Genomic DNA, 20,102 nt, shown 5'->3' with positions numbered 1-20,102 from the left:
ATGATGAAGGATCCTATCATTCAATTGACAGGACTAACAAAACGCTATGGCAAAGTAACCGCCGTAGACCAGTTGGACCTGCACATTTATCCCGGAGAGATCTTTGGTCTGCTCGGCCCCAATGGCGCCGGAAAGACCACCAGCATTCTCATGATGCTGGGGCTGACCGAACCCACAGCCGGCACAGCCTTTGTCTGTGGACATAATGCCACGCGCAATCCGATCGCGGTGAAACGCAAAGTCGGCTACCTGCCTGACAATGTAGGCTTCTACCCGGATATGACCGCGCTGGAAAACCTAAGCTTCATTGCCCGGTCAAATGGACTAACAGAATCCCATGCCCAAGCTGCTGCAAAAGACATGTTACATGTCGTGGGACTCGAACGGGAAATGCATAAAAAAACTGGCGCGTTTTCCCGTGGGATGAAACAACGGCTAGGTTTGGCTGAAGTACTGATCAAGGCTCCCGAGGTTGCCATCCTTGATGAGCCAACACTGGGTATTGATCCCAAAGGTGTTGACGAATTCCTCGAACTCATCAAACAGCTCAGCAGAGAACACAACCTTACTGTACTGCTTTCTTCACATCACCTTCACCAGGTGCAGCGTGTATGCGACCGGGTGGGTATTTTTGTTGGCGGAAAGCTGCTGGTCGAAGGATCTATCGAAAGCCTATCCCAAAATTTACAGCAGCAGAAAGGCATCAACACAGTTATTACCCTTGAGCATGCCCAGGACGATATCATACACTTTGAAGAAGCATTAAAAACCCTGCCCGGACTCCGTGATCTTAGGGTCAATGGGGCCACGATCGAGCTAATGACCGACAGCGATACAACAGCAATGGCCGTGCGCCTGCTGGTAAACAATGGCGCCGATATTGTATCGGTGAACCGCAACGACTATCAGCTCGACGATATTTATAACACCTATTTTGAGAATAGCATAACAACAGATACTGTCTATGAAAAATCCAACGGTTTCTTCAAAAGATATCAATAAGCGGCCAGCCATACCGATGCAGGTGCTGGTCCGCAAAGAAATTGCGTCGCATATCCGGAGCTGGCGCTTTATTATCCTGATCCTACTCATCGTGCTGACCTTCGGCGCCTCCCTCTACGTATCATCCATGGGGCTCAAAGATGCTGTCAGCAATATGCGCGATCCCGATCAGTCATTTTTATATTTAAAGCTACTGACCATAACGGATAATTCTATTCCGCCATTTCATGTTTTTTTAAACTTTTTAGCACCCTTGTTGGGAATAGCCTTAGGTTTCGATGCCGTCAACGCGGAATATAACCAAGGGACACTCACCCGTTTGCTGGCGCAGCCAATTTACCGTGACAATCTCCTGTTCGCCAAATTTCTTGCACCACTGGCCGTGGTGGGTACATTATTTGTTGCACTGGTCATGCTGATGATCGGTGGCGGTCTCCTGGGCACTGGTGTACGGATAGAACCGCAGGAATTGGTACGTATTTTGGGTTTCACCCTGATCAGTGTACTGTATGTTGCCTTCTGGCTGAGCCTTTCCATCCTGCTGTCGATCCATTTTCGCCAGCCTGCGACCTCAGCACTTACCGCGATCGGCATCTGGTTGTTTTTTACGGTATTTTTCCCTATTCTGGTCAACCTGGCAATACGTCCCTTTTTGCCCAACCCCAGTTATATTTCTGAGCAGGAATATATTGGCTATAACGAGCTCATCTTAAATCTACTTCGCTTATCGCCGAGCCAGCTCTACACCGATGCAACCACCACCCTATTGATGCCTTCGGTACGCAGCCTGGGTCCCATTTCGATGGAACAGATGGTCGGTGCCATCCCTTCGCCACTCTCCTTTCGGGAAAGTTTTCTCATGGTATGGCCCCAGATCAGTGGACTCAGCGCAGCCATGATGATCTGTTTTGCCTGGTCTTATTACATTTTTATGCGGCGGGAAATCAGAAGTTAAGAACCTCAACCAAAGCAGCTTATCAAAACTGTATTCATAAACTGTAAGGCGCACCCTCCCGTGCGCCTTTTTTTTATTTCCTTTCAGCCCTTCCGTCCGGTCATTAATTTGTCCGCTCTGAAGAAGTCAAAGAGCAACAGGGGCGTTCACACGATAATAGAAAGGCGACATCAAGTCAAAGAGCAACAGGGGCGTTCACATGATAATAGAAAGGCGACATCAAGTCAAAGAACCACAGTATCGCGCACAGGTTAATAGAAAAGATGACACGAAAATAATAGAATAAAAATATACCATATAAAAACAAATTAGCTCCAGTTTTGGTATATTTGTATATAATAAAATAAACAGCTGCACTTAAGAAATCAGGCTATGAAAATTCTCTTGACCGGTGTTACCGGGTATATCGGAAAACGTCTTCTGCCAGTGCTGCTGGAGCAGGGCCATGAGGTGATCTGCTGTGTACGAGATAAGAATCGTTTTGATACCTCAGCCATCCCGGCAGCTGTTGAAGTTATCGAAGTTGACTTCTTAGATCAGGAGACCCTGAGAAATATTCCGGCTGAAATTGATATCGCTTATTTCCTGATTCATTCAATGGCTACGCAATCCGGTGATTTCCAGCAGATGGAAGCCCAATGTGCGACCAACTTCCGGAACTTTATTGAAAAAACCAACGCGCAGCAGATCATTTATCTGAGCGGAATAGTTAATTCAGATCACTTATCGAAGCATCTCGACTCAAGAAGGAACGTTGAAAACATCCTGGCAAGCGGCCGCATTCCGATCACCACGCTGCGCGCCGGTATCATCGTTGGCTCGGGGAGCGCATCTTTCGAGATCATCCGCGACCTTGTGGAAAAACTTCCCCTAATGATTACCCCCAGATGGCTGAAAACAAAATGTCAGCCCATCGCCATACGCAATGTGATCGAATTTATGATCGGGGTCATCGCCAGACCGCAGACTTTTAACCAAAGCTATGACATCGGCGGTCCCGACATCCTCAGCTATAAAGAAATGCTGCTGCAATATGCTGCGGAGCGGAAACTCAGCCGGCATATCATTGTGATCCCGCTCATGACGCCGCGGCTCTCCTCCTACTGGCTCTATTTTGTGACTTCGACGTCCTATAACCTGGCCAAAAACTTGGTCGACAGCATGAAAGTGGAAGTGGTCTGTCAACCAAATCATCTAGCCGAAGAACTCGGCATCCAGCTGATCAGCTACCGTGCATCCATCCGCTTAGCTTTTCAAAAAATTGAAAGCGACAACGTGGTGTCCAGCTGGAAAGACGCACAGACCAGTAAAATTTTATCGGGCGGGCTTACCCGGCTGCTGGAAGTGCCCAGCTATGGCTGCTTTAAGGATGTCCGTACAGCCCCGCTTCCTGACAGTGAAGCGTCATTGACCAAAATCTGGTCCATTGGCGGCAATTCGGGTTGGTATTATGGCAACTGGCTCTGGAAAATCCGGGGCTTCATGGATCAACTGGTCGGCGGAGTAGGCATGCGTCGGGGACGCAAAAATAAAAGTGACCTCGCAGCCGGCGATGCACTTGATTTTTGGCGCGTGCTGATCGCAGATCGAAAAACGAAACGGCTGCTGCTCTATGCAGAGATGAAACTCCCGGGAGAAGCATGGCTAGAATTTAAAATCGAAGATAATATCCTGGTCCAGACCGCGACCTTCAGACCGCTAGGCATCGCCGGAAGGCTCTATTGGTATGCCGTATGGCCTTTTCACGGCTTCATATTTAAGGGCATGATCAACAGGATCGCTAACACTTAAAAAAGTATTCATACACTATGATTTATAATGAACAGGCCATTGCGGCATTTGAAAGAAGATACAGAGCTAATTTTATCAACTCGCTGGGCGGCTTTAAAAGCCTGGTATTGATCGGTACAAAAAACAGGGACGGCAGTGAAAATCTGGCCACTTTCAGCAGTTTGTTCCACCTTGGGGCAGATCCGGCACTCTGCGGTATCATACTCCGGCCGGCAACAGATTTTAGCAGCACACTGGAGAATATATTGGATCAGGGATGTTATACCGTCAACCATGTCTCCCCCGCATTTGTACATCAGGCGCATCAATGCAGTGCCAAATACCCAAAAGGTGTTAGCGAATTTGAACAGGTTGGACTTACCCCTGAATATCTGGAAAATATTCCGGCGCCTTTTGTCCAAGAAAGTAAAATAAAATTCGCCTGCAGTTTTGTTCAGAAAACAGCCATTGAGCTGAATGGGACGACATTGGTCATTGGTCAGATCAAGGCTGTTTTGGTACCGGACAACTATTTAAAAGAGGATGGCTATATTGATATCGAAGAAGCCGGGACCGTTACCACCAGCGGTCTAGATAGTTATCATACCACAAGCCGCATCGAAAGGTTACCTTATGCAAAGCCTTAGGTAACTTTGGGCTAGAATTTCCATCAGAGCGAAAAAGATTATCCGACTTTTATGAAGACTTTATTCCGCCGCACGGAAGATAATGCGATCCAACGTGGATTAATGTGCATACAAATGTCCCGTCAAATTCATTCAATTAAACATGCCCCTAAATTCCAGTGGCGTTTGAGCAGTTTTCTTCTTGAAAAGTTTGCTGAAACTTTGGGCATGCTCAAACCCCAGTTCATAAGCGATTTCGTTTACCGTAAGTTGTGTTGTTGATAATTTCTCTTTGGCTTTTTCAATAAGTTTATTGTGGATAAACTGCTGGGTATTCTGACCAATGAGCGCACGTAGCATGTCGCTTAAATAACCTGCAGAGAGATTCAACTGTTCCGAAAGAAAATGTACAGTTAGAACACCTCGAACAACCGAATTATCATTGTTCAGATAATCATCTAACAGCGCCTCTGCCTTCTGTAAAATATCATTGTTTACATTTTTCCGAGTAATGAACTGTCGCTTGTAAAATCGGTTGACATAACTCAGCATTAACTCAATCTGGGAAATAATGACTTCTTGGCTAAATTCGTCTATCCGATTGTCCAGTTCATTTTTCATGATGTTCAAGATAGCTATCATCGTTTCTCTTTCCTGATCAGATAAATGTAACGCTTCATTCACAGAATAGGTAAAATAGCCGTACTTTCTAATTTTATGTGCTAAGGGAGAACCCAGGAAAAAGTCAGGATGAATCAGCAGCAGATAGGCATAGGTATCCTTATTATATTCTGTGCTACCCACCAATTGATTGGGTGCAAAGAAAAGCATACTTCCTTCATTAAAATCATAATAACCCCTACCGTACTTGAGTTTTCCGCTATTTTTTGTTATAAACGTTATTTTGTAGAAACTGAGGACATCATAGATTGGAGCCATATCGGTATTGAATGGGTTGTCCTGATTAAAATGAACCAGACTAATCAAGGGATGCTGTGGTTTTGGCAGGCCAAAAGCTTCATGACTCTCTGATATGGATATAAAGCGCCTTAACTTACCGTCTTTCTTTTTCATAGTATAAATTTATAAAAAAACCTGTAACGCATGATTACAGGTCTTTGAATCGGTGATTCTACCAGGGAACTTGACCGCCTTGTTCTGTTCGGTAAGTAGCCGGTCCCGTAAAGCTCCCATTGGGAATATCTTCTGCGAGCGCAACGCGTATCGGCTCAAGTGCCCCTTCTTCTACCGTATCCGTCCCTTCAAAGTTATTCAGGGCTGTAGCTGTAAAGCCCGGACTTACCAGATTTACCTTAACATTTGTATTTTCCAACTCATTTGCAAGAGAAAGGAAAACTCCATTCAACGCTGTTTTGGAAGCCCCATATACCGCATCAAATCCACTACGAAAGGTATTGTCCCGATCGGCATTCAGCGTTAGTGAACCTAGGGAACTTGAAACCGTTACGATTCTTGATTGTTTCGCATTCCGCAGTAAGGGTAACAATGCCTGTGTTATGGCAAGGGTGCCAAAGACATTGGTTTCCCAGACCTGACGCATTTCATCTATTGATGCAACGCTTGCTTTCTGGGCACTAAGAATTTCCCACATGGTGCGACCGGGAGTTCCAGCGTTTGAAATCGCGGCATTATTGACCAGCAAAGTAAGATACCCAAAATCATTTTCTATTCTGCTTACTGCATTCTTGATTGAGTTGGTGTCGGTAATATCCAGCTGAATAGCCTGTGTTTTAAATCCTATCCGGTTGGCGGCATCTTCCCCTTTTTGTAAATTTCGCGATCCAACAAACACATCATATCCATTTTCAGCAAGAGCTTTGGCTATCTGAAAACCAACACCTGTATTGGCGCCCGTAACAAGGGCTACTTTTATTTCATTTGTCTGCATATCTCATTATTTTAAATTTAATAGGACAAAGTTCACCATCTACAGATGGTCAATTGTAGTCGAATTGAGGAAATTTCTAACCAAATTAAGGGTAGATGCAAATTCAGCTATGACGCAGGTGATGGTTTGCTTTTTTTTGACGTATAATAGATGATCATAGCACTTAGCATCATCAACATAGAGGCCAACAAGAACGGAGCACCTGAAAACTTAAACGGTGCTTTATCATGTGTAAAGTAGTAAAAAAGATTAGTCATCATAGGCGGCCCAATGACTGAAGTTGCACTTACCAGACTTGTTAATGCACCCTGAAGCTCTCCCTGTTGATTTGAGGGGATACTTTTGCTGATCATCGACTGAAGTGAAGGCCCACAGATGCCACCCAATGAATAAGGAATAAGAAACAGCATCATCATCCAGCCTTCCGCTGCAAAAGAAAACAGGAATAAACCCAGTGCATAAAAAATCAAGCCATAATAGATACTTTTTTGCTCCCCTAATTTTGGCGTGGTCCATCTGATCAAAACACCCTGGACTAATCCAAGTAAAAGCCCCAGTACACCTAATGACATACCTACGATTCTTTCCGACCAATCAAATTTATACATGGTAAAGAAATGCCAATTACTTTGTACGGCATGGAGTCCGATATAGACCAAAATTAATGCAATTACTAAACTTGAAATTTTTGGATGTTTTGCCAGCAATTTTAGTGATCCGATCGGATTTGCGCGTCGCCACTCAAAGGGTCGTCTTTTGTTTTCGTCCAAACTTTCGGGAAGAATGAAATAACCATAGATGAAGTTCAATAAACAGAGAACCGATGCAACATAAAAAGGAATTCGCGCACCATAGTGCCCGAGCAAGCCTCCCAGTACCGGCCCTATAATAAATCCCAGACCAAATGCGGCACCTATTAAACCAAAATTCTTCGTTCTGGTTTCATCCGTAGACACGTCGGCAATATATGAACTTGCTGTGGATATGCTGGCTCCAGTGATGCCCGCTAGGATGCGTCCGACAAATAGCCAACCAATAGAAGGGGCCAATGCAAGTAAGAGGTAGTCCAATCCAAATCCCAGGAGCGAAATTAACAGGATCGGACGTCTTCCGTACCTGTCACTGAGATTGCCGATCATCGGTGCACATATGAACTGGGTGAAAGCATAGGCAAAACCCAACCAACCACCATATGTCGCCGCTTCAGTGATGTCACCATGGATAAGTTCGCCGACAAGTTTAGGTACAACGGGAAGTATAATTCCCCAACCTGTAATATCAATTAGCAACGTGATAAATATAAAACCAACGGCTGCTTTTTTTGCTGTTTTTTTCATGGCATAAAAATAGACAGCGTCAAAAAAGTAGGCATTGACACCTTAATGGGATTTACGTGCAATTTTTAAGGTGATTTGTCGATTACCTATGGAAGTTTAGCTATGTTCTTTTGATTCCGATAGGATGTTGGAGAAACCCCACTGATTCTTTTAAAATACCGACAGAAGATGCTGGTCTCGCCAAAGTTTAACGCATTGGTGATTTCCTTGATCGATAGGTTGGTCGATTTAAGGAGCGTCTTAGCTTCCAAGATCAATATATGGTCAACCCATTGCGCTACCGATCTACCCGTTTTTTCCTTCAGGAAGGTGGAAAGATACTGTGGTGTTAAATGCAATTTCTCCGCGTAAAAATTAACGTTTCTGTGTTCTTTGGTGTGTTTTAAAATTAATTGATAGAAATCATCGATAATCTCGTGTGTACGGCTTTTTGGTAAACTCTTGGAATTGGGCAGCTCTGAATACAATTCGGAGATCATATTGATCATTACCATGACCAGATGTCTAAGCATTTCGGCTTTATTCGGGCTTGGCTTTTTATTGTAAAATCCTTTTATCAAAGTTATCAGTTCATTTTGCAATCTACCTTCGTCCTCTTGAAGCCTAACTACAGGTTGCCAGCGTAGCTGATCATTCATTACAAATTCACGCAACATTGGAAATGCGGACATAAAATCTAGCGAGATTCCAATGGTGACGATCTCTGCGTCGTCACTCAGGTATTTTGTATCCATTAATAACTGCGGTGGTAAAACAGCTATATCACCGGCCTTTATTTCGTAATCCAGGAAATGGATCTGCATATTCATAGCTCCTTTTAGCATGAAACCAAGTAACAATCCGTCAAATAACCGGCTATGCTCGGTATACCCCGCACTTGATCCGGCCAATTGATGGAATACAACGATACCGTCTGTCTTTTTTGAAGGATCAATAGGATATAATTGATAAACGTTATCGAGTGTTATAAATAAAGCCATGTACAAATATTAAAAAATATATTTTGTGATCCGTATTTTGAGCGACACAAATCAGAAGCAGATGACAACACGAAATTAGGTAGCAGGGACTCCCCTAAAAGGACGACAATTTGTACTAAAGCCGATATCGAAGGGATAAATTGCGCCAAATCTCTGTCGCAAAATGCTGATCTGAATGCCTGTTTTCAAAAAACCAGTGATCACCTCTTTTTACCAGATTTTGCTCAATTCCATCGAGCAGAATGGGCAATTCCGTATCGAGCTTTGATAAAGACTTTTTCAACAACACCAGCTGATAATCCTGTCCTTTATATGTTAAACGGAACACCTGTGAACGATGTGGTTCCCCGCTTATCCCATCAATTGTGCCTTGCATAAATATAGATCCTCTAAAATTTTTAAAATACAGCAATTACGCCAATACGAATATCCCAAGAAGTATGTTAATCGAGCACTAACCAAGCGCCTATTTCATACTTTTTTTATAACGAATTACAACAAATAATCATGCCAAAAGATAGCTATTCTTTTATAAAAATGTATTCTTTATCTTTGGGCTAATGGACATCAATAATAAATTTGGCAGTGCCGCTTTTGGCGAGGACCACATCTTACAGGCGCTGAGCAGTTCTCCCGAGCCGACATCAATCTATACTGGGACAGAGATGACCATTCAGTTTGCCAATGCGGGCATGCTTTCCCTATGGGGTAAAGATGCATCCGTTATTGGTAAAGCGCTGATCAGTGCTATTCCCGAACTGGAAGACCAACCATTCTTAGCCATTCTGCAAGAGGTTTGGCGAACAGGCAAATCCTATTCCGTTACCGAGGCACCAGCACGGCTCATCAAGAATGGTGTTCCGGTGACTGATTATTTCGATTATGAATACAGAGCACTATTAGACCAAAACAATAAAACCTGGTGTATTTTAAACACTGCCCGCAACGTTACTTTAAGAAGGCAGCATCAGCAACAAATACAGGAAAAAGAAAAAAATGAACAAGGTCTTATGGAGGAAATGGCGGCAACGCTAGAAGAATTGACTGCTACAAACGATGAACTCAACAGTTCCTTACAACTTCTGGCAGAAAGCCGTGAGCAAGTGCGGACAATTATTGAGCAGGCACCCGTCGGCATAGCGATGCTTAAGGGGCCGGAGTTAATCATTGACATAGCCAATCCGACCATATTAAAAATCTGGGGACATCAATTAGCGGATGTGCAGGGTCTGCCCCACGAAATTGCAAGGCCCGAGCTACAAGGCCAGCCCATGAGCCAATGGCTCCGGGAAGTGTATGAAAAAGGCGAACGGAAAACAAACAATGAACTTTCCATACTGCTGCATCACAAGGACGGCCTGCGGGAGGCTATTGTAAACTCCATCTATCAACCTATTTTTTCAGCTGATAACGACGTAACGGGCATTCTGATCATCCTGGAAGAAATTACGGACCAAGTCCTTGAACGGCGGAAAAGTGAAAAGGATCAACAAATGTTGTCCATGGCTATTGATGCCGGCGAGCTTGCGACGTTCTACTACGAGCCCCAAAATAATCTGTTCTCCGGAAATGCCCTGTTAAAATTATGGTTTGGTTTGGCCGATGAGGAGCAGCTGGATCTATCGACCGCTATTGCTTCCATAGTAGAGCAAGATCAGGAACGTGTAACGGCTGCCATAACTGATGCACTTAGCGAAGAGTCAGATGGCAATTACTTTATTGAATACCGTATCCTCCACCCGCAAGATCCGAACGGCAGACTCGTGCAGGCACGCGGTAAAGTATTTTATGATGCCAAGGGAAACGCCGCCAGCCTCAACGGCACGTTAAGGGATATTACCGAACAGAAAGCTGAGGAGCAGCGGAAAAATGATTTTATAAGCATCGTTAGCCATGAACTGAAGACACCGCTGACCTCTATAAATGCCTATCTTCAATTGATGCAGCGTCAGGCAATCCTTACAGCGAATACCAATCACCACGACATTACGATGAAATCTCTTCGGCAGGTCCGCAATATGAACAACTTAATCAATGGATTTTTAAACATCGCGCGGTTCGACTCCGGCAGAATGGTGATAGAAAGAGAAGTGTTTGATCTAAAGGAATTATTTGCTGAACTTGAAGATGAATTTAAATTGAGGATCAACACCCATCAGATTGCCGCTGACCTGACGCAAAGTTTATCCATTAATGCTGACCCGAACAAGATTTCGCAGGTAGTCCAAAACCTGGTGGAAAATGCAGCCAAATATTCGCCGATAGGAACCCAGATTACATTTGGTTATTCGCCCAAGGCAAATAACGTTATCGAAATTTTTGTAAGCGACCAAGGTATGGGCATTGCCGAAGAAGACCGGGATCAGATATTCGATCGATTTTACAGGGCAGGAAAAGATAGGGTCGGAACAATCTCAGGATTTGGCATAGGACTGTATCTCTGCCGTGAAATTGTAAAACTGCATAACGGACAGATCGCTGTAGAGAGCAACTCGGCCGGAGGAACCACCTTTAAGGTGCGGCTTCCAGCCCAGTAATCCCCACCTTGATTTCGCCAATGGCATTCGACAAGATCTGATCACTCCTGTTCTGATCACTCCTGTTTAGCCTTTCCAAAACTTGGGTAGAATCATGCATACTACCAAGACGTCATTTTGGATACAATCAAGCTCAATTTGGCAACAGATACCCTATGCTTTCTTTAGACATTTGTGTTATGGAATCAAACAATAACACGATGCAAAAGACAATTTTCATTACAGGAGCTTCTTCCGGATTGGGAAAAGCAACTGCCAAACTATTCCAACAAGCGGGTTGGAATGTAATCGCAACCATGCGAAATCCCGAAAATGAAACTGAACTTACCGAGATCGAAAACATAACGCTATTAAAATTAGATGTAAGCGATCCCGCCCAAATCAAAGAAACTGTCGAAAAAGCAATCTCTTTAAGCAACATTGATGTCGTTTTTAATAATGCAGGTTATGGATTAATGGGCGCCTTTGAAACCTTGAGCGACGAAAAAATACTTCGCCAAATCGACACGAATCTATTGGGTGTACTGCGCGTTACACAAGCCTTTATCCCCCATTTTAGGGCACAGAAGGGTGGTTCATTTATTTCGACCACATCCATTGGTGGTTTTATGGGTTTCCCGCTACATTCCATGTATCATGCGACAAAATTCGCTTTGGAGGGCTGGAGCGAAAGCATGTCCTTTGAATTGAAAAAGTTTGGAATCGCCATTAAAACAGTTGCTCCGGGCGGAATAGCGACAGATTTTGCAGGTCGCTCTTTGGATATGAACCGAACGTCCGATTATCAGGACATGGAAGACAAACTGTTCGAACAAATGGGTCTGATGATGCAGAATGCATCCTCGGCAGAGCAGATTGCCCAAGTGGTGTATGAAGCTGCAACGGACCATAAAGATCAAGTACGCTATCTGGCAGGCGACGACGCACATGCACTCTATGAAAGACGACTACAAGTCGGAAAAGAAGCGTTCAGGCAAGAAATCGCAAAACAATTTGGAGCCTGATTTTTTTAATAAGCAACTGCCGCTACGGCAGTTGTTTTTTGTAGATTTGTAAAACAAACACGATGCATAGTATCAATTCCATATCCGAATTTCATCGGCACTTGTCCTTGCCGGCCCCATTACACCCCCTCGTCAGTGTAATTGATGTCGCTGGAATAAAACCCGCTGAAAGTGACATCTGGGAGCAGTTCTGCGTGAATTTCTATAGTATTTCGCTTAAGAAAGACGTTACTGCAACATTAAAGTACGGCCAACACTATTATGATTTCGACAAAGGAACGATGAATTTCATCGCGCCCAAGCAGATCCAATCGTTAACGATTGCTGAAATCAGAAAGATGAATGCCGAATGCGGAAAAGGTTACATGCTGCTAGTTCACCCCGATTTTTTGTATACACACCCCCTGGCCAGCAAAATAAAAAACTACAATTTCTTTTCGTATGCGCTTAATGAAGCATTACATCTCTCCGAACGCGAAGAAAAAGACATTATAGAAATCTTTCTTAAAATCGAAAGCGAATATCAGCATATCGACAAACATACCCAAGGTATTATTCTGTCGCAAATTGACATGCTCTTACAATACAGCAACCGGTTCTATGAGCGTCAATTCATTACCCGGAAAGCCGTTAACCACGAATTGCTAACTCAATTGGAAAAATTGCTGGATGATTATTTCGGCAACGAGGAAACCTTAAAACAAGGGCTTCCGACGGTAGAGTATTTAGCAGAAAGCCTCCATGTATCGGCTCGTTATCTAAGCGATTTACTCCGTTCCGTTACCGGTAAAAACACACAGCAGCACATCCACGACAAGTTAATTGATGAAGCCAAGGAAATACTCACGGCGACAAGCCTTTCCGTGGCAGAGATCGCCTACAAACTCGGTTTTGAACATCCACAATCGTTCAACAAACTGTTTAAGAAAAAAACCAATGTTTCACCGCTAACATTCAGACAATCGTTTAATTGACAGAACAGTAATAAATAAATTTTAGTGTTAATCCCGCTGACCTGTTCTCCGGTAAATTGACCTTTAACAATCTTTAACTTTACGACCGCGATATTTCAAATTTTATATGGTACATTTACATTGTTCTATCGCTCAAGATCGAACGTAATAAAAATTAAGAATATTTCTCGAGTAAAAACCCAATGTCCCAGTCAGTAAAATTCAGCAATGTCAATACATTGTTCTCTAAAACGTTAAAACAAAAAATTAATAACTATTTTCAAAATTCACTTCAGCCAAGAACCGGGAATGGTAAGATCTATCTTAAAGCCTCTATCCTCCTGATCAGCTTTGCGGTATTGTATCTCCTTCTGGTATTCGCACCTTTGCATTGGAGTATTTCAATAGCATTATGTATCATTTTCGGAGCTAATCTCGCTGCGATTGGTTTCAACATTATGCACGATGCTGGTCACAATTCTTTTTCAGACAATAAAAACCTTAACACTGTGCTGTCCTACTCGCTCAATCTACTGGGCGGCAATATCTACTTTTGGAAGCTCAAACATAATATTGCACACCATACCTATACAAATATCGATGGCGAAGATCACGATATCGAAGTCAAGTTTATGCGTATACACCACGACCAAAAACTTCGGAAACACCATCGCTATCAGCGTTTTTATTTTCCGCTGCTCTATGGAATCTCCTATTTAGCGTGGATCTTTTATCAAGATTATGAGAAATATTTCCGTGGACGCATGGGACATAAAACCGAGCAATTTCATTTTCCGGTCAAAGAGCGTATTATTTTTTGGGTCAGTAAGCTCATTCACTTCAGCTTATTTGTCATCCTTCCGATCATTTTCGTCGGGTGGCTGCCCACACTTATCGGTTTGCTGATTTCTGGTATTGTGTGTGGTATGAGTCTGGCCACCGTATTCCAGCTGGCCCATGTGGTGGAAGAAACCGAATTCAAAACCATTGACCAGTCAAAGGTCGAGGAAGAATGGATGATTCATCAGATTCAGTCCACCGCAAATTTTGCTACGGGCAGCAAAGCACTTACCTGGTTGCTTGGCGGCCTCAATTTTCAGGTTGAACATCACCTTTTTCCAAAGATCAGCCATGTTCATTATCCTGCGCTCAATCGGATTGTGAAGCAGACCTGCAAGGAATATAAAATACAATACAACGAGTTTCGGAGCTTCTGGACAGCATTTAGATCGCATTTAAAAGTGCTGGAGGCCATGTCAAAATAACCTCGTTATTAGCGAGTCCATTTCCTTTGTCCCTTGCCGATACATGTTGGTCATTTAATTGCCTTTAAATGACTTTTCTTTTTTCCGATAGGCTTACTTTTGTCGCACATGTATCCCGTTCGGGATTGAAGAAGAGCAAAATGAAGAAAGAATCACGCATCATATCGCTCATTGTTGGTGGCACACTGTTTATGGAGATGCTCGACACCACAGCGATATCCACGGCCTTACCCAAAATGGCACATGATTTTGAGAGTAATGTGGTACACCTCAGTGCGGGCATTACTTCATACACCGTCATGCTGGCCGTATTTATACCGATCAGTGGCTGGATCGCCGACCGCTACGGCGCAAAAAAAGTGTTCAATACAGCAATTATAGGATTTATACTTTCGTCGATCGCTTGTGGACTGAGTACCAACTTGACATCTTTCGTTATAGCGCGCATCTGCCAGGGTACAGCCGGAGCACTTATGGTTCCGGTTGGTCGTCTCATCGTACTGAAGCATACCGCAAAGAAAGATCTGGTCGATGCGATCGGTTATATTGCCTGGGCCGGATTATTAGGCCCTATTGTTGGCCCCGTACTGGGTGGATTTTTTACGACCTATTTTAGCTGGCACTGGATTTTCTTTATCAACATACCCTTCGGCGTATTTGCGCTGTGGGCCGTGCATACATTTATTCCGGCAATGGAATCTGAAAATAGCCGTCCACTTGATATTATCGGTTTTTTAATCAGCGGGATTGGCCTCGCCGGCATCATGCTGGGTACCGAAATGATCGGCGCTGCCAACGGAGATTATACCAAACCGCTTGTCACTATCCTGGCAAGCTTTGCGCTGATGGCTATTGCGGTATGGCACTCCAAACGTATACAGTACCCCTTGATCGATTATCGTATCCTCAAAATAAAGACTTTCCGGGTTACAGTCTATTCCGGCTCGATTACCCGTATGGTGATCAATGTTGCTCCTTTTATCTTGCCCCTTATGCTACAGCTGGGTTTCGGACTGAGCCCATTTCATGCAGGCCTCCTCTATATGGCCAACATGCTGGGCAGTATGAGCATGAAGCCCGTAGCCATTTGGATAACACGACGGTTTGACTTCCGTAGGGTTTTGATTGGGAACGGTATTATTTTAACAATTTTTACGGCCGGACTTTCCCTGCTTTCCCTGCAAACGCCAATCTGGCTTGTGGCCATCGTATTCTTTTTCTCGGGGCTTACCCGGTCGCTCCAATTTACAAGCCTGAATACGTTGGCCTACGCAGACGTACCCAATGGACAGCTCAGCAATGCGAATACGTTGTACAATACGGCACAGCAAATGGCACTGGGTATGGGTATCGCCCTGGGAGCGGTAACACTTCACCTTGCAAGCAGCTATTATCAGGATACCGTTTATCAGATGCGGGATTTCAGTTTGGCCTTGCAGTTAATTGCTGGCTTATCCCTGCTATCCTTAATCGAATATTTCAAAATTAAACCAAGTGACGGGGCCAATTTAAGGGGTTTGCCTTCACAAAAAGAAGTGCAGAAGGCCGCTTAGTCCTTTAAATATTAGGTGGACTTTTCGGTATTGGGTAGGCTTTTCGGACTGTAGCCAAATTGTTTTTTAAATGCATAGTCGGTCAGGGAAATGATGCACTATATTTGAAATATACCCGTTTGATCTTTATCATAGCAGAATTTATCAGTTCAATGGTATAAGTTGATCCCAGCCCTTATGCCGCAGATTATGTGCGTTATCCAAAAAATCTTTTAGCTTTTTTTCTTTTCGCATCCATTCGTTTACCAGAAGCAGGTTTCCGATCTCCATTTCCGTCATGTTCAACCGCAGGCATTGAAACACCTCCTTACGAAACTCCAGTTGAGACGCATTAGGCGAAATTGGAAAATGGATATGCATCATATTCACTCTACAGGTGCTACTTATACGGAAAAACCATTTGTCAAGCCCTCTTTTTTCTAGCTCCTGCAAAAAACGACCGGCCTCTAATCGCGTACCATCAATCAGTACAACTTGTTTTTCTCCTCTTTTAGAAAAATAGAAAGGAACATCAAACATACGAACAACATCTTTTCGCAATGCACTTAGATCGAATCGAGCTTGGATGTAAAGCACATCATAAAGTGATCCGATTGGGATACTTTTATCCAATGCGCTTGGAGGGAGTATGGTGACCACTTTTTCTACAGGAACTGTTTTTTCTGGTAACAGATCGCTGAAAAGCGTCAATGCGTTTGTTGGCGTAAACCACCATAATTGTCCTCTGATAAAAACATAGCTTACGTAGACCAAGCATCCTGTAGCAACAAGAGGCATATAATGGAACAAATAATTTATAAAAAACATATACGTGCTACCGCTACGTACAAAAGCGATTAGATAGATAAAGCAGAGATAGACCATTAAAAGTGCTAAGGATGTGGACAGAATGGCCCATACCAGTTCTGATTTTGGTAAACTATTGGTCTGCACGCGTCCCCTTCTAAATAATTGCAATTGCGTATATTTTTTCTGCCAGTGGATCCACAAAACTTTCAACCGAACACGAATGAGCAGCGCAGCAACGACTATTGCCAAAGCAAATGCCAATGTCCAGGTCCAATAGGCTTGCGTCCAAATTCTATTTAACTTAAATCCATTATTTGCAATTAAATTAAAAATCGAAGAGACGAAAAAGCTCTCAACGAATAATCTTAACATTTTCATATCATTCCACCAAATACTGTTATTAGACTAAGGTTTATATTGTTTGAACATCTAATTTATTAAAATTAATCAAGTATTAAGCAAAATTGAATCTTCAAAAAGAAGATAATCCTCCAAAATCACGGAGGTTATTCCTTGGCATTCGTTTAAGTAATCTTTAAAATAAATATTTGCCAAAAGAGAATTTTTATGAAAGAAAACTTAGACGAGTTTGGTTTGGCAGCTAAAGTTGCCACACTTCTCGCGCTACCTAGGGTAGATCGCGCACTAGCGCTGCAGCTTATGAGAGATAATTTTGTGGACTGGATGGAGCACAACTTTAATCTAGGCTCCAATCAGGCGGATAAACTTAACCAACTTCCCGCTGAGCTTAGTCAAAAACTTGGCATTGCGATCAGCAATTACCTCATGGAGGACCATGTACTTCAAGTTCGAAAAGACGAAAAGAAAGATGAGGATCCAGATTTCACAGAGCTTTGTATATACGGGGTCGACGAATGGCTCGATGGGGGAGCTAAAGCAGAAGCGACTCCCCTGTATATACGGATTTCATACAGAAATGCCTAGCCTTATAGCATGCGCATCCCCTATCAAGCGGGATTTCTCAAAATCTTTTCCAATTCATTTCTATGATCCTCACCCCATTGTGCTGTTACCGCAATGACTGGTATGAGGCTTTCCCCTAGCCCAGTCAGTTCATATTCTACTTTCAGCGGAAGCTGATCAAAGACGACTTTATTGATTAATCCATGTTCAATCAATTGGCCAAGCTGCGCATCAAGTACACGCCGGGTCGCATTGGGGATTTTCCGCTGCAGCTCACCCGGACGCTTGATACCTGAATGAATGGCCCAGAGCAGGTTTATTTTCCATTTTCCCTGAACTACCTGCAAAAACAGATGTAAACCGCAATCTAAATTAACCGGAAGCTTTTTTTCGTACATAGCTGCTATAATTTACGAAGGTATAAAGTGGGTATAGATAAATTTATCCGTAATTGACACTATTACTTTATGCCCTTACCTTTGAAACAAAGTAAATATAAAAATATGAAATACAAGTTATTTGGATCAAAAACAGGACTGAATGCCAGTGAAATAATTTTGGGAGCTGCCAACTTTGGAACCAGAAAAGGCTATGGAGCCGATCCCGAAGAATCGAAAAAGATCTTAACAGCTTATGCAGATGCAGGTGGTAATTTTATCGATATATCCGATGTTTACCAATTTGGAGAGGCAGAAGAAATCGTAGGCAACTTTTTAGAGGGACAGCGAAGTAATTTTATTATCTGTTCAAAATATACTCGAAGTAGTGATCCCAACCCTTCCATCAGTAATTTTGGGAATAACCGTAAATCTATGCGACAGGCTGTTGAACAAAGTCTGAAAAGATTGAAGACGGACTACATCGATATTTATATGCCTCATTATGATGATGGAGTAACTCCGTGGGAAGAAATTGCCATGGGACTTCAAGATCTGGTCAGCGAAGGGAAAATAGTGTATGCAGGGCTCACTAATTTCCCGGCATGGAAGGCATCGGCCATTGCATCAGCAACAAAACTCACCGCTTTACAGATTGAATATAATTTATTGCAACGTACCGCAGACCGTGAACTGATCCCGATGGCAAAGGAATTTGGTCTTGGTGTAATGATGTATTCGCCACTAGCCGGCGGACTGCTCACCGCAAAATATAGAAAGGGAGAAGCCGGGCGCATCAGTCATTCTTCTGACGCTGAATATTCGGAAAACGAGAAAACCAAACTGATCATTGATGAACTGGTGTCAATCGCGGAAAAACAGGAAGCAACGCCCGGTCAGATCGCTTTTGCATGGAATTTATCAAAAGAGGCATTTCCATTACTGGGAGCACGCACTATAAATCAATTTGAGCAAAGTATCAAAGCGGCTGAAATTAATTTGAAAACTGATGAGCTGATCAAACTGGATGCTTTAAGCTCCATTAGCCTCGGGTATCCGCACGATTTGCTGAATACGGTACGTGGTTGATTTTGTAATCGATAGTAATTCTTAAAGTATATAAACTAAATTTGAACTTAAAATTACGCCGCATGCCAAAAAGAGATTCTATTTTAGTGAACAGCATGAATTCCAGCAGCAGTATGGCTGTTGGAATATGGGACGATTCAACGACGGGCATCCTAAAAGCACTGAATCCGCATCGGCATGACCACTATACGTGCATGCTAGTTGAAGCTGGACAGCTGGAAGTCCTATTTGATTTTGAACAGCTGATCATGCCAGCGGGAACGCTTTTTGTCTGCCCTCCCCATCAGGTCCATCAGATCACCACGGTTTTAGGCGCATCCGGTTATTACATTTCCTTCGAAGGCCATCACATGACCAGGTCAGCCAAAGACATGCTTGATGCATCTTTAAATGAAACCCTTATTTTGTCCCTCTCAGCGCCCGAGCAACAATGGTTTACGTCCATCTTGGACTCGCTAATAAATTTGGACAGTATAAACTATAGTGCCAATAAGGAAGTGCAGCAGCCGCTGCTGTCAGCATTTATAACCCAGGCGGTGATTTGTCACGATCGCAGATCCGCCGCAGGGTCCATAAGTCACAGCCCCAGGGTTATAAGTATCGCCAACGAATTCAAAAATCTTGTGAAGCGTGATTACCGCAGCCTTAAGCGCCCAGCAGCATATGCCCAGCAGTTAAATATCTCCGTGGCCCACCTGAACGATGTCGTTAAAATGGTGACGGGCTTATCCGCATCAGCGCTGATACAGAAGGAAGTACTGAGCGAAGCACAGCGCCTGCTCTATTATTCGCGATTGAGTATTAAGGAAATTGCGGTGCAGCTAGGCTATAAAGACACCAAGTACTTTATCAGGCTTTTCACAAAAAAAACTGGGCGATCACCGGGCGATTACAGAAAGACGCTACGTTTCAATCCGAACCTGGATTAGACAATCTTATACTATTTCAACTCAAACACGGCTTCTTTTTTGTCCACCTTTTACCGTTGTTTGTCAGTTTTCCGGCATTCATTTTTTGATCAATTTTGCAGTA

Annotated in this window: 19 protein-coding genes; 12 read left to right on the top strand and 7 right to left on the bottom strand. The window is 43.3% G+C overall.

The annotated features are described in order from the left end of the window. From B3P16_RS16640 to B3P16_RS16625, 4 genes are all read left to right on the top strand, one after another. A complete protein-coding gene (locus tag B3P16_RS16640) occupies positions 1 to 1,002 on the top strand; it encodes an ABC transporter ATP-binding protein (RefSeq protein ID WP_286752108.1) in 1,002 nt (333 codons plus the stop codon). After that, positions 965 to 1,957: an ABC transporter permease gene (locus tag B3P16_RS16635; RefSeq protein WP_286752109.1), complete on the top strand. Its 993-nt coding sequence runs from the start codon at positions 965 to 967 to the stop codon at positions 1,955 to 1,957. Before B3P16_RS16640 ends, B3P16_RS16635 begins: the two co-directional genes overlap by 38 nt. A gap of 372 nt (positions 1,958 to 2,329) precedes the next feature. After that, entirely contained in the window at positions 2,330 to 3,748 is a 1,419-nt protein-coding gene (locus B3P16_RS16630) for an SDR family oxidoreductase (protein WP_286752110.1), read from the top strand. Positions 3,749 to 3,765: 17 nt separating this feature from the next. Beyond that, positions 3,766 to 4,374 carry a flavin reductase family protein gene (locus B3P16_RS16625; RefSeq protein WP_286752111.1) on the top strand — a complete coding sequence of 203 codons (609 nt, stop codon included), beginning with the start codon at positions 3,766 to 3,768 and terminating at the stop codon, positions 4,372 to 4,374. 132 nt (positions 4,375 to 4,506) lie between these two features. Here the strand turns inward: B3P16_RS16625 and B3P16_RS16620 are convergent, their stop codons facing one another. From B3P16_RS16620 to B3P16_RS16600, 5 genes are all read right to left on the bottom strand, one after another. After that, positions 4,507 to 5,427 (bottom strand): helix-turn-helix domain-containing protein, encoded by a 921-nt coding sequence (locus B3P16_RS16620; RefSeq protein ID WP_286843615.1) that lies wholly within the window; start codon positions 5,425 to 5,427, stop codon positions 4,507 to 4,509. A gap of 58 nt (positions 5,428 to 5,485) precedes the next feature. Further along, positions 5,486 to 6,262 carry an SDR family NAD(P)-dependent oxidoreductase gene (locus tag B3P16_RS16615; protein ID WP_286752112.1) on the bottom strand — a complete coding sequence of 259 codons (777 nt, stop codon included), beginning with the start codon at positions 6,260 to 6,262 and terminating at the stop codon, positions 5,486 to 5,488. 107 nt (positions 6,263 to 6,369) lie between these two features. Next, positions 6,370 to 7,599 (bottom strand): TCR/Tet family MFS transporter, encoded by a 1,230-nt coding sequence (locus tag B3P16_RS16610; RefSeq protein ID WP_286752113.1) that lies wholly within the window; start codon positions 7,597 to 7,599, stop codon positions 6,370 to 6,372. Positions 7,600 to 7,685: 86 nt separating this feature from the next. Next, positions 7,686 to 8,579, bottom strand: a complete 894-nt coding sequence (locus B3P16_RS16605) for a helix-turn-helix domain-containing protein (RefSeq protein ID WP_286752114.1) — start codon at positions 8,577 to 8,579, stop codon at positions 7,686 to 7,688. A gap of 115 nt (positions 8,580 to 8,694) precedes the next feature. Next, a complete protein-coding gene (locus B3P16_RS16600; protein WP_115049072.1) occupies positions 8,695 to 8,955 on the bottom strand; it encodes a hypothetical protein in 261 nt (86 codons plus the stop codon). A gap of 184 nt (positions 8,956 to 9,139) precedes the next feature. On the opposite strand from B3P16_RS16600, the gene B3P16_RS16595 reads away from it, so the two are divergent. The 5 genes from B3P16_RS16595 to B3P16_RS16575 all read left to right on the top strand — a co-directional run bounded on the left by B3P16_RS16595 (position 9,140) and on the right by B3P16_RS16575 (position 15,891). Then, positions 9,140 to 11,116 (top strand): ATP-binding protein, encoded by a 1,977-nt coding sequence (locus tag B3P16_RS16595; RefSeq protein WP_286752115.1) that lies wholly within the window; start codon positions 9,140 to 9,142, stop codon positions 11,114 to 11,116. Between the two features lie 200 nt (positions 11,117 to 11,316). Next, entirely contained in the window at positions 11,317 to 12,120 is an 804-nt protein-coding gene (locus tag B3P16_RS16590) for an SDR family oxidoreductase (protein WP_286752116.1), read from the top strand. Positions 12,121 to 12,182: 62 nt separating this feature from the next. Then, positions 12,183 to 13,094 (top strand): helix-turn-helix domain-containing protein, encoded by a 912-nt coding sequence (locus tag B3P16_RS16585; RefSeq protein WP_286752117.1) that lies wholly within the window; start codon positions 12,183 to 12,185, stop codon positions 13,092 to 13,094. A 182-nt stretch (positions 13,095 to 13,276) separates the two neighbouring features. Continuing rightward, positions 13,277 to 14,338 carry a fatty acid desaturase family protein gene (locus B3P16_RS16580; RefSeq protein WP_286752118.1) on the top strand — a complete coding sequence of 354 codons (1,062 nt, stop codon included), beginning with the start codon at positions 13,277 to 13,279 and terminating at the stop codon, positions 14,336 to 14,338. Positions 14,339 to 14,406: 68 nt separating this feature from the next. Continuing rightward, a complete protein-coding gene (locus B3P16_RS16575) occupies positions 14,407 to 15,891 on the top strand; it encodes a DHA2 family efflux MFS transporter permease subunit (RefSeq protein WP_204991100.1) in 1,485 nt (494 codons plus the stop codon). A 144-nt stretch (positions 15,892 to 16,035) separates the two neighbouring features. Here the strand turns inward: B3P16_RS16575 and B3P16_RS16570 are convergent, their stop codons facing one another. Next, on the bottom strand, positions 16,036 to 17,052 hold the full coding sequence (locus B3P16_RS16570) for a hypothetical protein (protein ID WP_286752119.1): 1,017 nt from the start codon (positions 17,050 to 17,052) through the stop codon (positions 16,036 to 16,038). 195 nt (positions 17,053 to 17,247) lie between these two features. Between B3P16_RS16570 and B3P16_RS16565 the strand changes: the two genes are divergently transcribed. Beyond that, positions 17,248 to 17,625 carry a hypothetical protein gene (locus B3P16_RS16565; protein ID WP_286752120.1) on the top strand — a complete coding sequence of 126 codons (378 nt, stop codon included), beginning with the start codon at positions 17,248 to 17,250 and terminating at the stop codon, positions 17,623 to 17,625. A gap of 23 nt (positions 17,626 to 17,648) precedes the next feature. Here the strand turns inward: B3P16_RS16565 and B3P16_RS16560 are convergent, their stop codons facing one another. Then, entirely contained in the window at positions 17,649 to 18,002 is a 354-nt protein-coding gene (locus tag B3P16_RS16560) for a winged helix-turn-helix transcriptional regulator (protein WP_286752121.1), read from the bottom strand. 105 nt (positions 18,003 to 18,107) lie between these two features. On the opposite strand from B3P16_RS16560, the gene B3P16_RS16555 reads away from it, so the two are divergent. Together B3P16_RS16555 and B3P16_RS16550 are read left to right on the top strand one after the other, a co-directional pair. Next, positions 18,108 to 19,070, top strand: coding sequence for an aldo/keto reductase (locus B3P16_RS16555; RefSeq protein ID WP_286752122.1), 963 nt, complete (start codon positions 18,108 to 18,110; stop codon positions 19,068 to 19,070). A 62-nt stretch (positions 19,071 to 19,132) separates the two neighbouring features. Beyond that, positions 19,133 to 19,999, top strand: coding sequence for a helix-turn-helix domain-containing protein (locus B3P16_RS16550; protein ID WP_286752123.1), 867 nt, complete (start codon positions 19,133 to 19,135; stop codon positions 19,997 to 19,999). Positions 20,000 to 20,102: the final 103 nt, after the last annotated feature.

The sequence above is a fragment of the Sphingobacterium sp. UBA7631 genome (assembly GCF_002483935.1).
In the GTDB taxonomy this organism is placed as follows: Bacteria; Bacteroidota; Bacteroidia; order Sphingobacteriales; family Sphingobacteriaceae; genus Sphingobacterium; species Sphingobacterium multivorum.
The sequence above is the reverse complement of the archived record's forward strand: the minus strand, read 5'-3'. Positions and strand labels throughout refer to the sequence as shown.

Excerpts from the sequence above, each read along its gene's own strand:
- B3P16_RS16610 (WP_286752113.1), bottom strand. The coding sequence starts at position 7,599 with ATGAAAAAAACAGCAAAAAAAGCAGCCGTTGGTTTTATATTTATCACG.
- B3P16_RS16550 (WP_286752123.1), top strand. The coding sequence starts at position 19,133 with ATGCCAAAAAGAGATTCTATTTTAGTGAACAGCATGAATTCCAGCAGC.
- B3P16_RS16625 (WP_286752111.1), top strand. The coding sequence starts at position 3,766 with ATGATTTATAATGAACAGGCCATTGCGGCATTTGAAAGAAGATACAGA.
- B3P16_RS16555 (WP_286752122.1), top strand. The coding sequence starts at position 18,108 with ATGAAATACAAGTTATTTGGATCAAAAACAGGACTGAATGCCAGTGAA.
- B3P16_RS16635 (WP_286752109.1), top strand. The coding sequence starts at position 965 with ATGAAAAATCCAACGGTTTCTTCAAAAGATATCAATAAGCGGCCAGCC.
- B3P16_RS16615 (WP_286752112.1), bottom strand. The coding sequence starts at position 6,262 with ATGCAGACAAATGAAATAAAAGTAGCCCTTGTTACGGGCGCCAATACA.
- B3P16_RS16590 (WP_286752116.1), top strand. The coding sequence starts at position 11,317 with ATGCAAAAGACAATTTTCATTACAGGAGCTTCTTCCGGATTGGGAAAA.
- B3P16_RS16640 (WP_286752108.1), top strand. The coding sequence starts at position 1 with ATGATGAAGGATCCTATCATTCAATTGACAGGACTAACAAAACGCTAT.
- B3P16_RS16595 (WP_286752115.1), top strand. The coding sequence starts at position 9,140 with ATGGACATCAATAATAAATTTGGCAGTGCCGCTTTTGGCGAGGACCAC.
- B3P16_RS16560 (WP_286752121.1), bottom strand. The coding sequence starts at position 18,002 with ATGTACGAAAAAAAGCTTCCGGTTAATTTAGATTGCGGTTTACATCTG.
- B3P16_RS16600 (WP_115049072.1), bottom strand. The coding sequence starts at position 8,955 with ATGCAAGGCACAATTGATGGGATAAGCGGGGAACCACATCGTTCACAG.
- B3P16_RS16580 (WP_286752118.1), top strand. The coding sequence starts at position 13,277 with ATGTCCCAGTCAGTAAAATTCAGCAATGTCAATACATTGTTCTCTAAA.
- B3P16_RS16585 (WP_286752117.1), top strand. The coding sequence starts at position 12,183 with ATGCATAGTATCAATTCCATATCCGAATTTCATCGGCACTTGTCCTTG.
- B3P16_RS16565 (WP_286752120.1), top strand. The coding sequence starts at position 17,248 with ATGAAAGAAAACTTAGACGAGTTTGGTTTGGCAGCTAAAGTTGCCACA.
- B3P16_RS16620 (WP_286843615.1), bottom strand. The coding sequence starts at position 5,427 with ATGAAAAAGAAAGACGGTAAGTTAAGGCGCTTTATATCCATATCAGAG.
- B3P16_RS16570 (WP_286752119.1), bottom strand. The coding sequence starts at position 17,052 with ATGTTAAGATTATTCGTTGAGAGCTTTTTCGTCTCTTCGATTTTTAAT.
- B3P16_RS16630 (WP_286752110.1), top strand. The coding sequence starts at position 2,330 with ATGAAAATTCTCTTGACCGGTGTTACCGGGTATATCGGAAAACGTCTT.
- B3P16_RS16575 (WP_204991100.1), top strand. The coding sequence starts at position 14,407 with ATGACTTTTCTTTTTTCCGATAGGCTTACTTTTGTCGCACATGTATCC.
- B3P16_RS16605 (WP_286752114.1), bottom strand. The coding sequence starts at position 8,579 with ATGGCTTTATTTATAACACTCGATAACGTTTATCAATTATATCCTATT.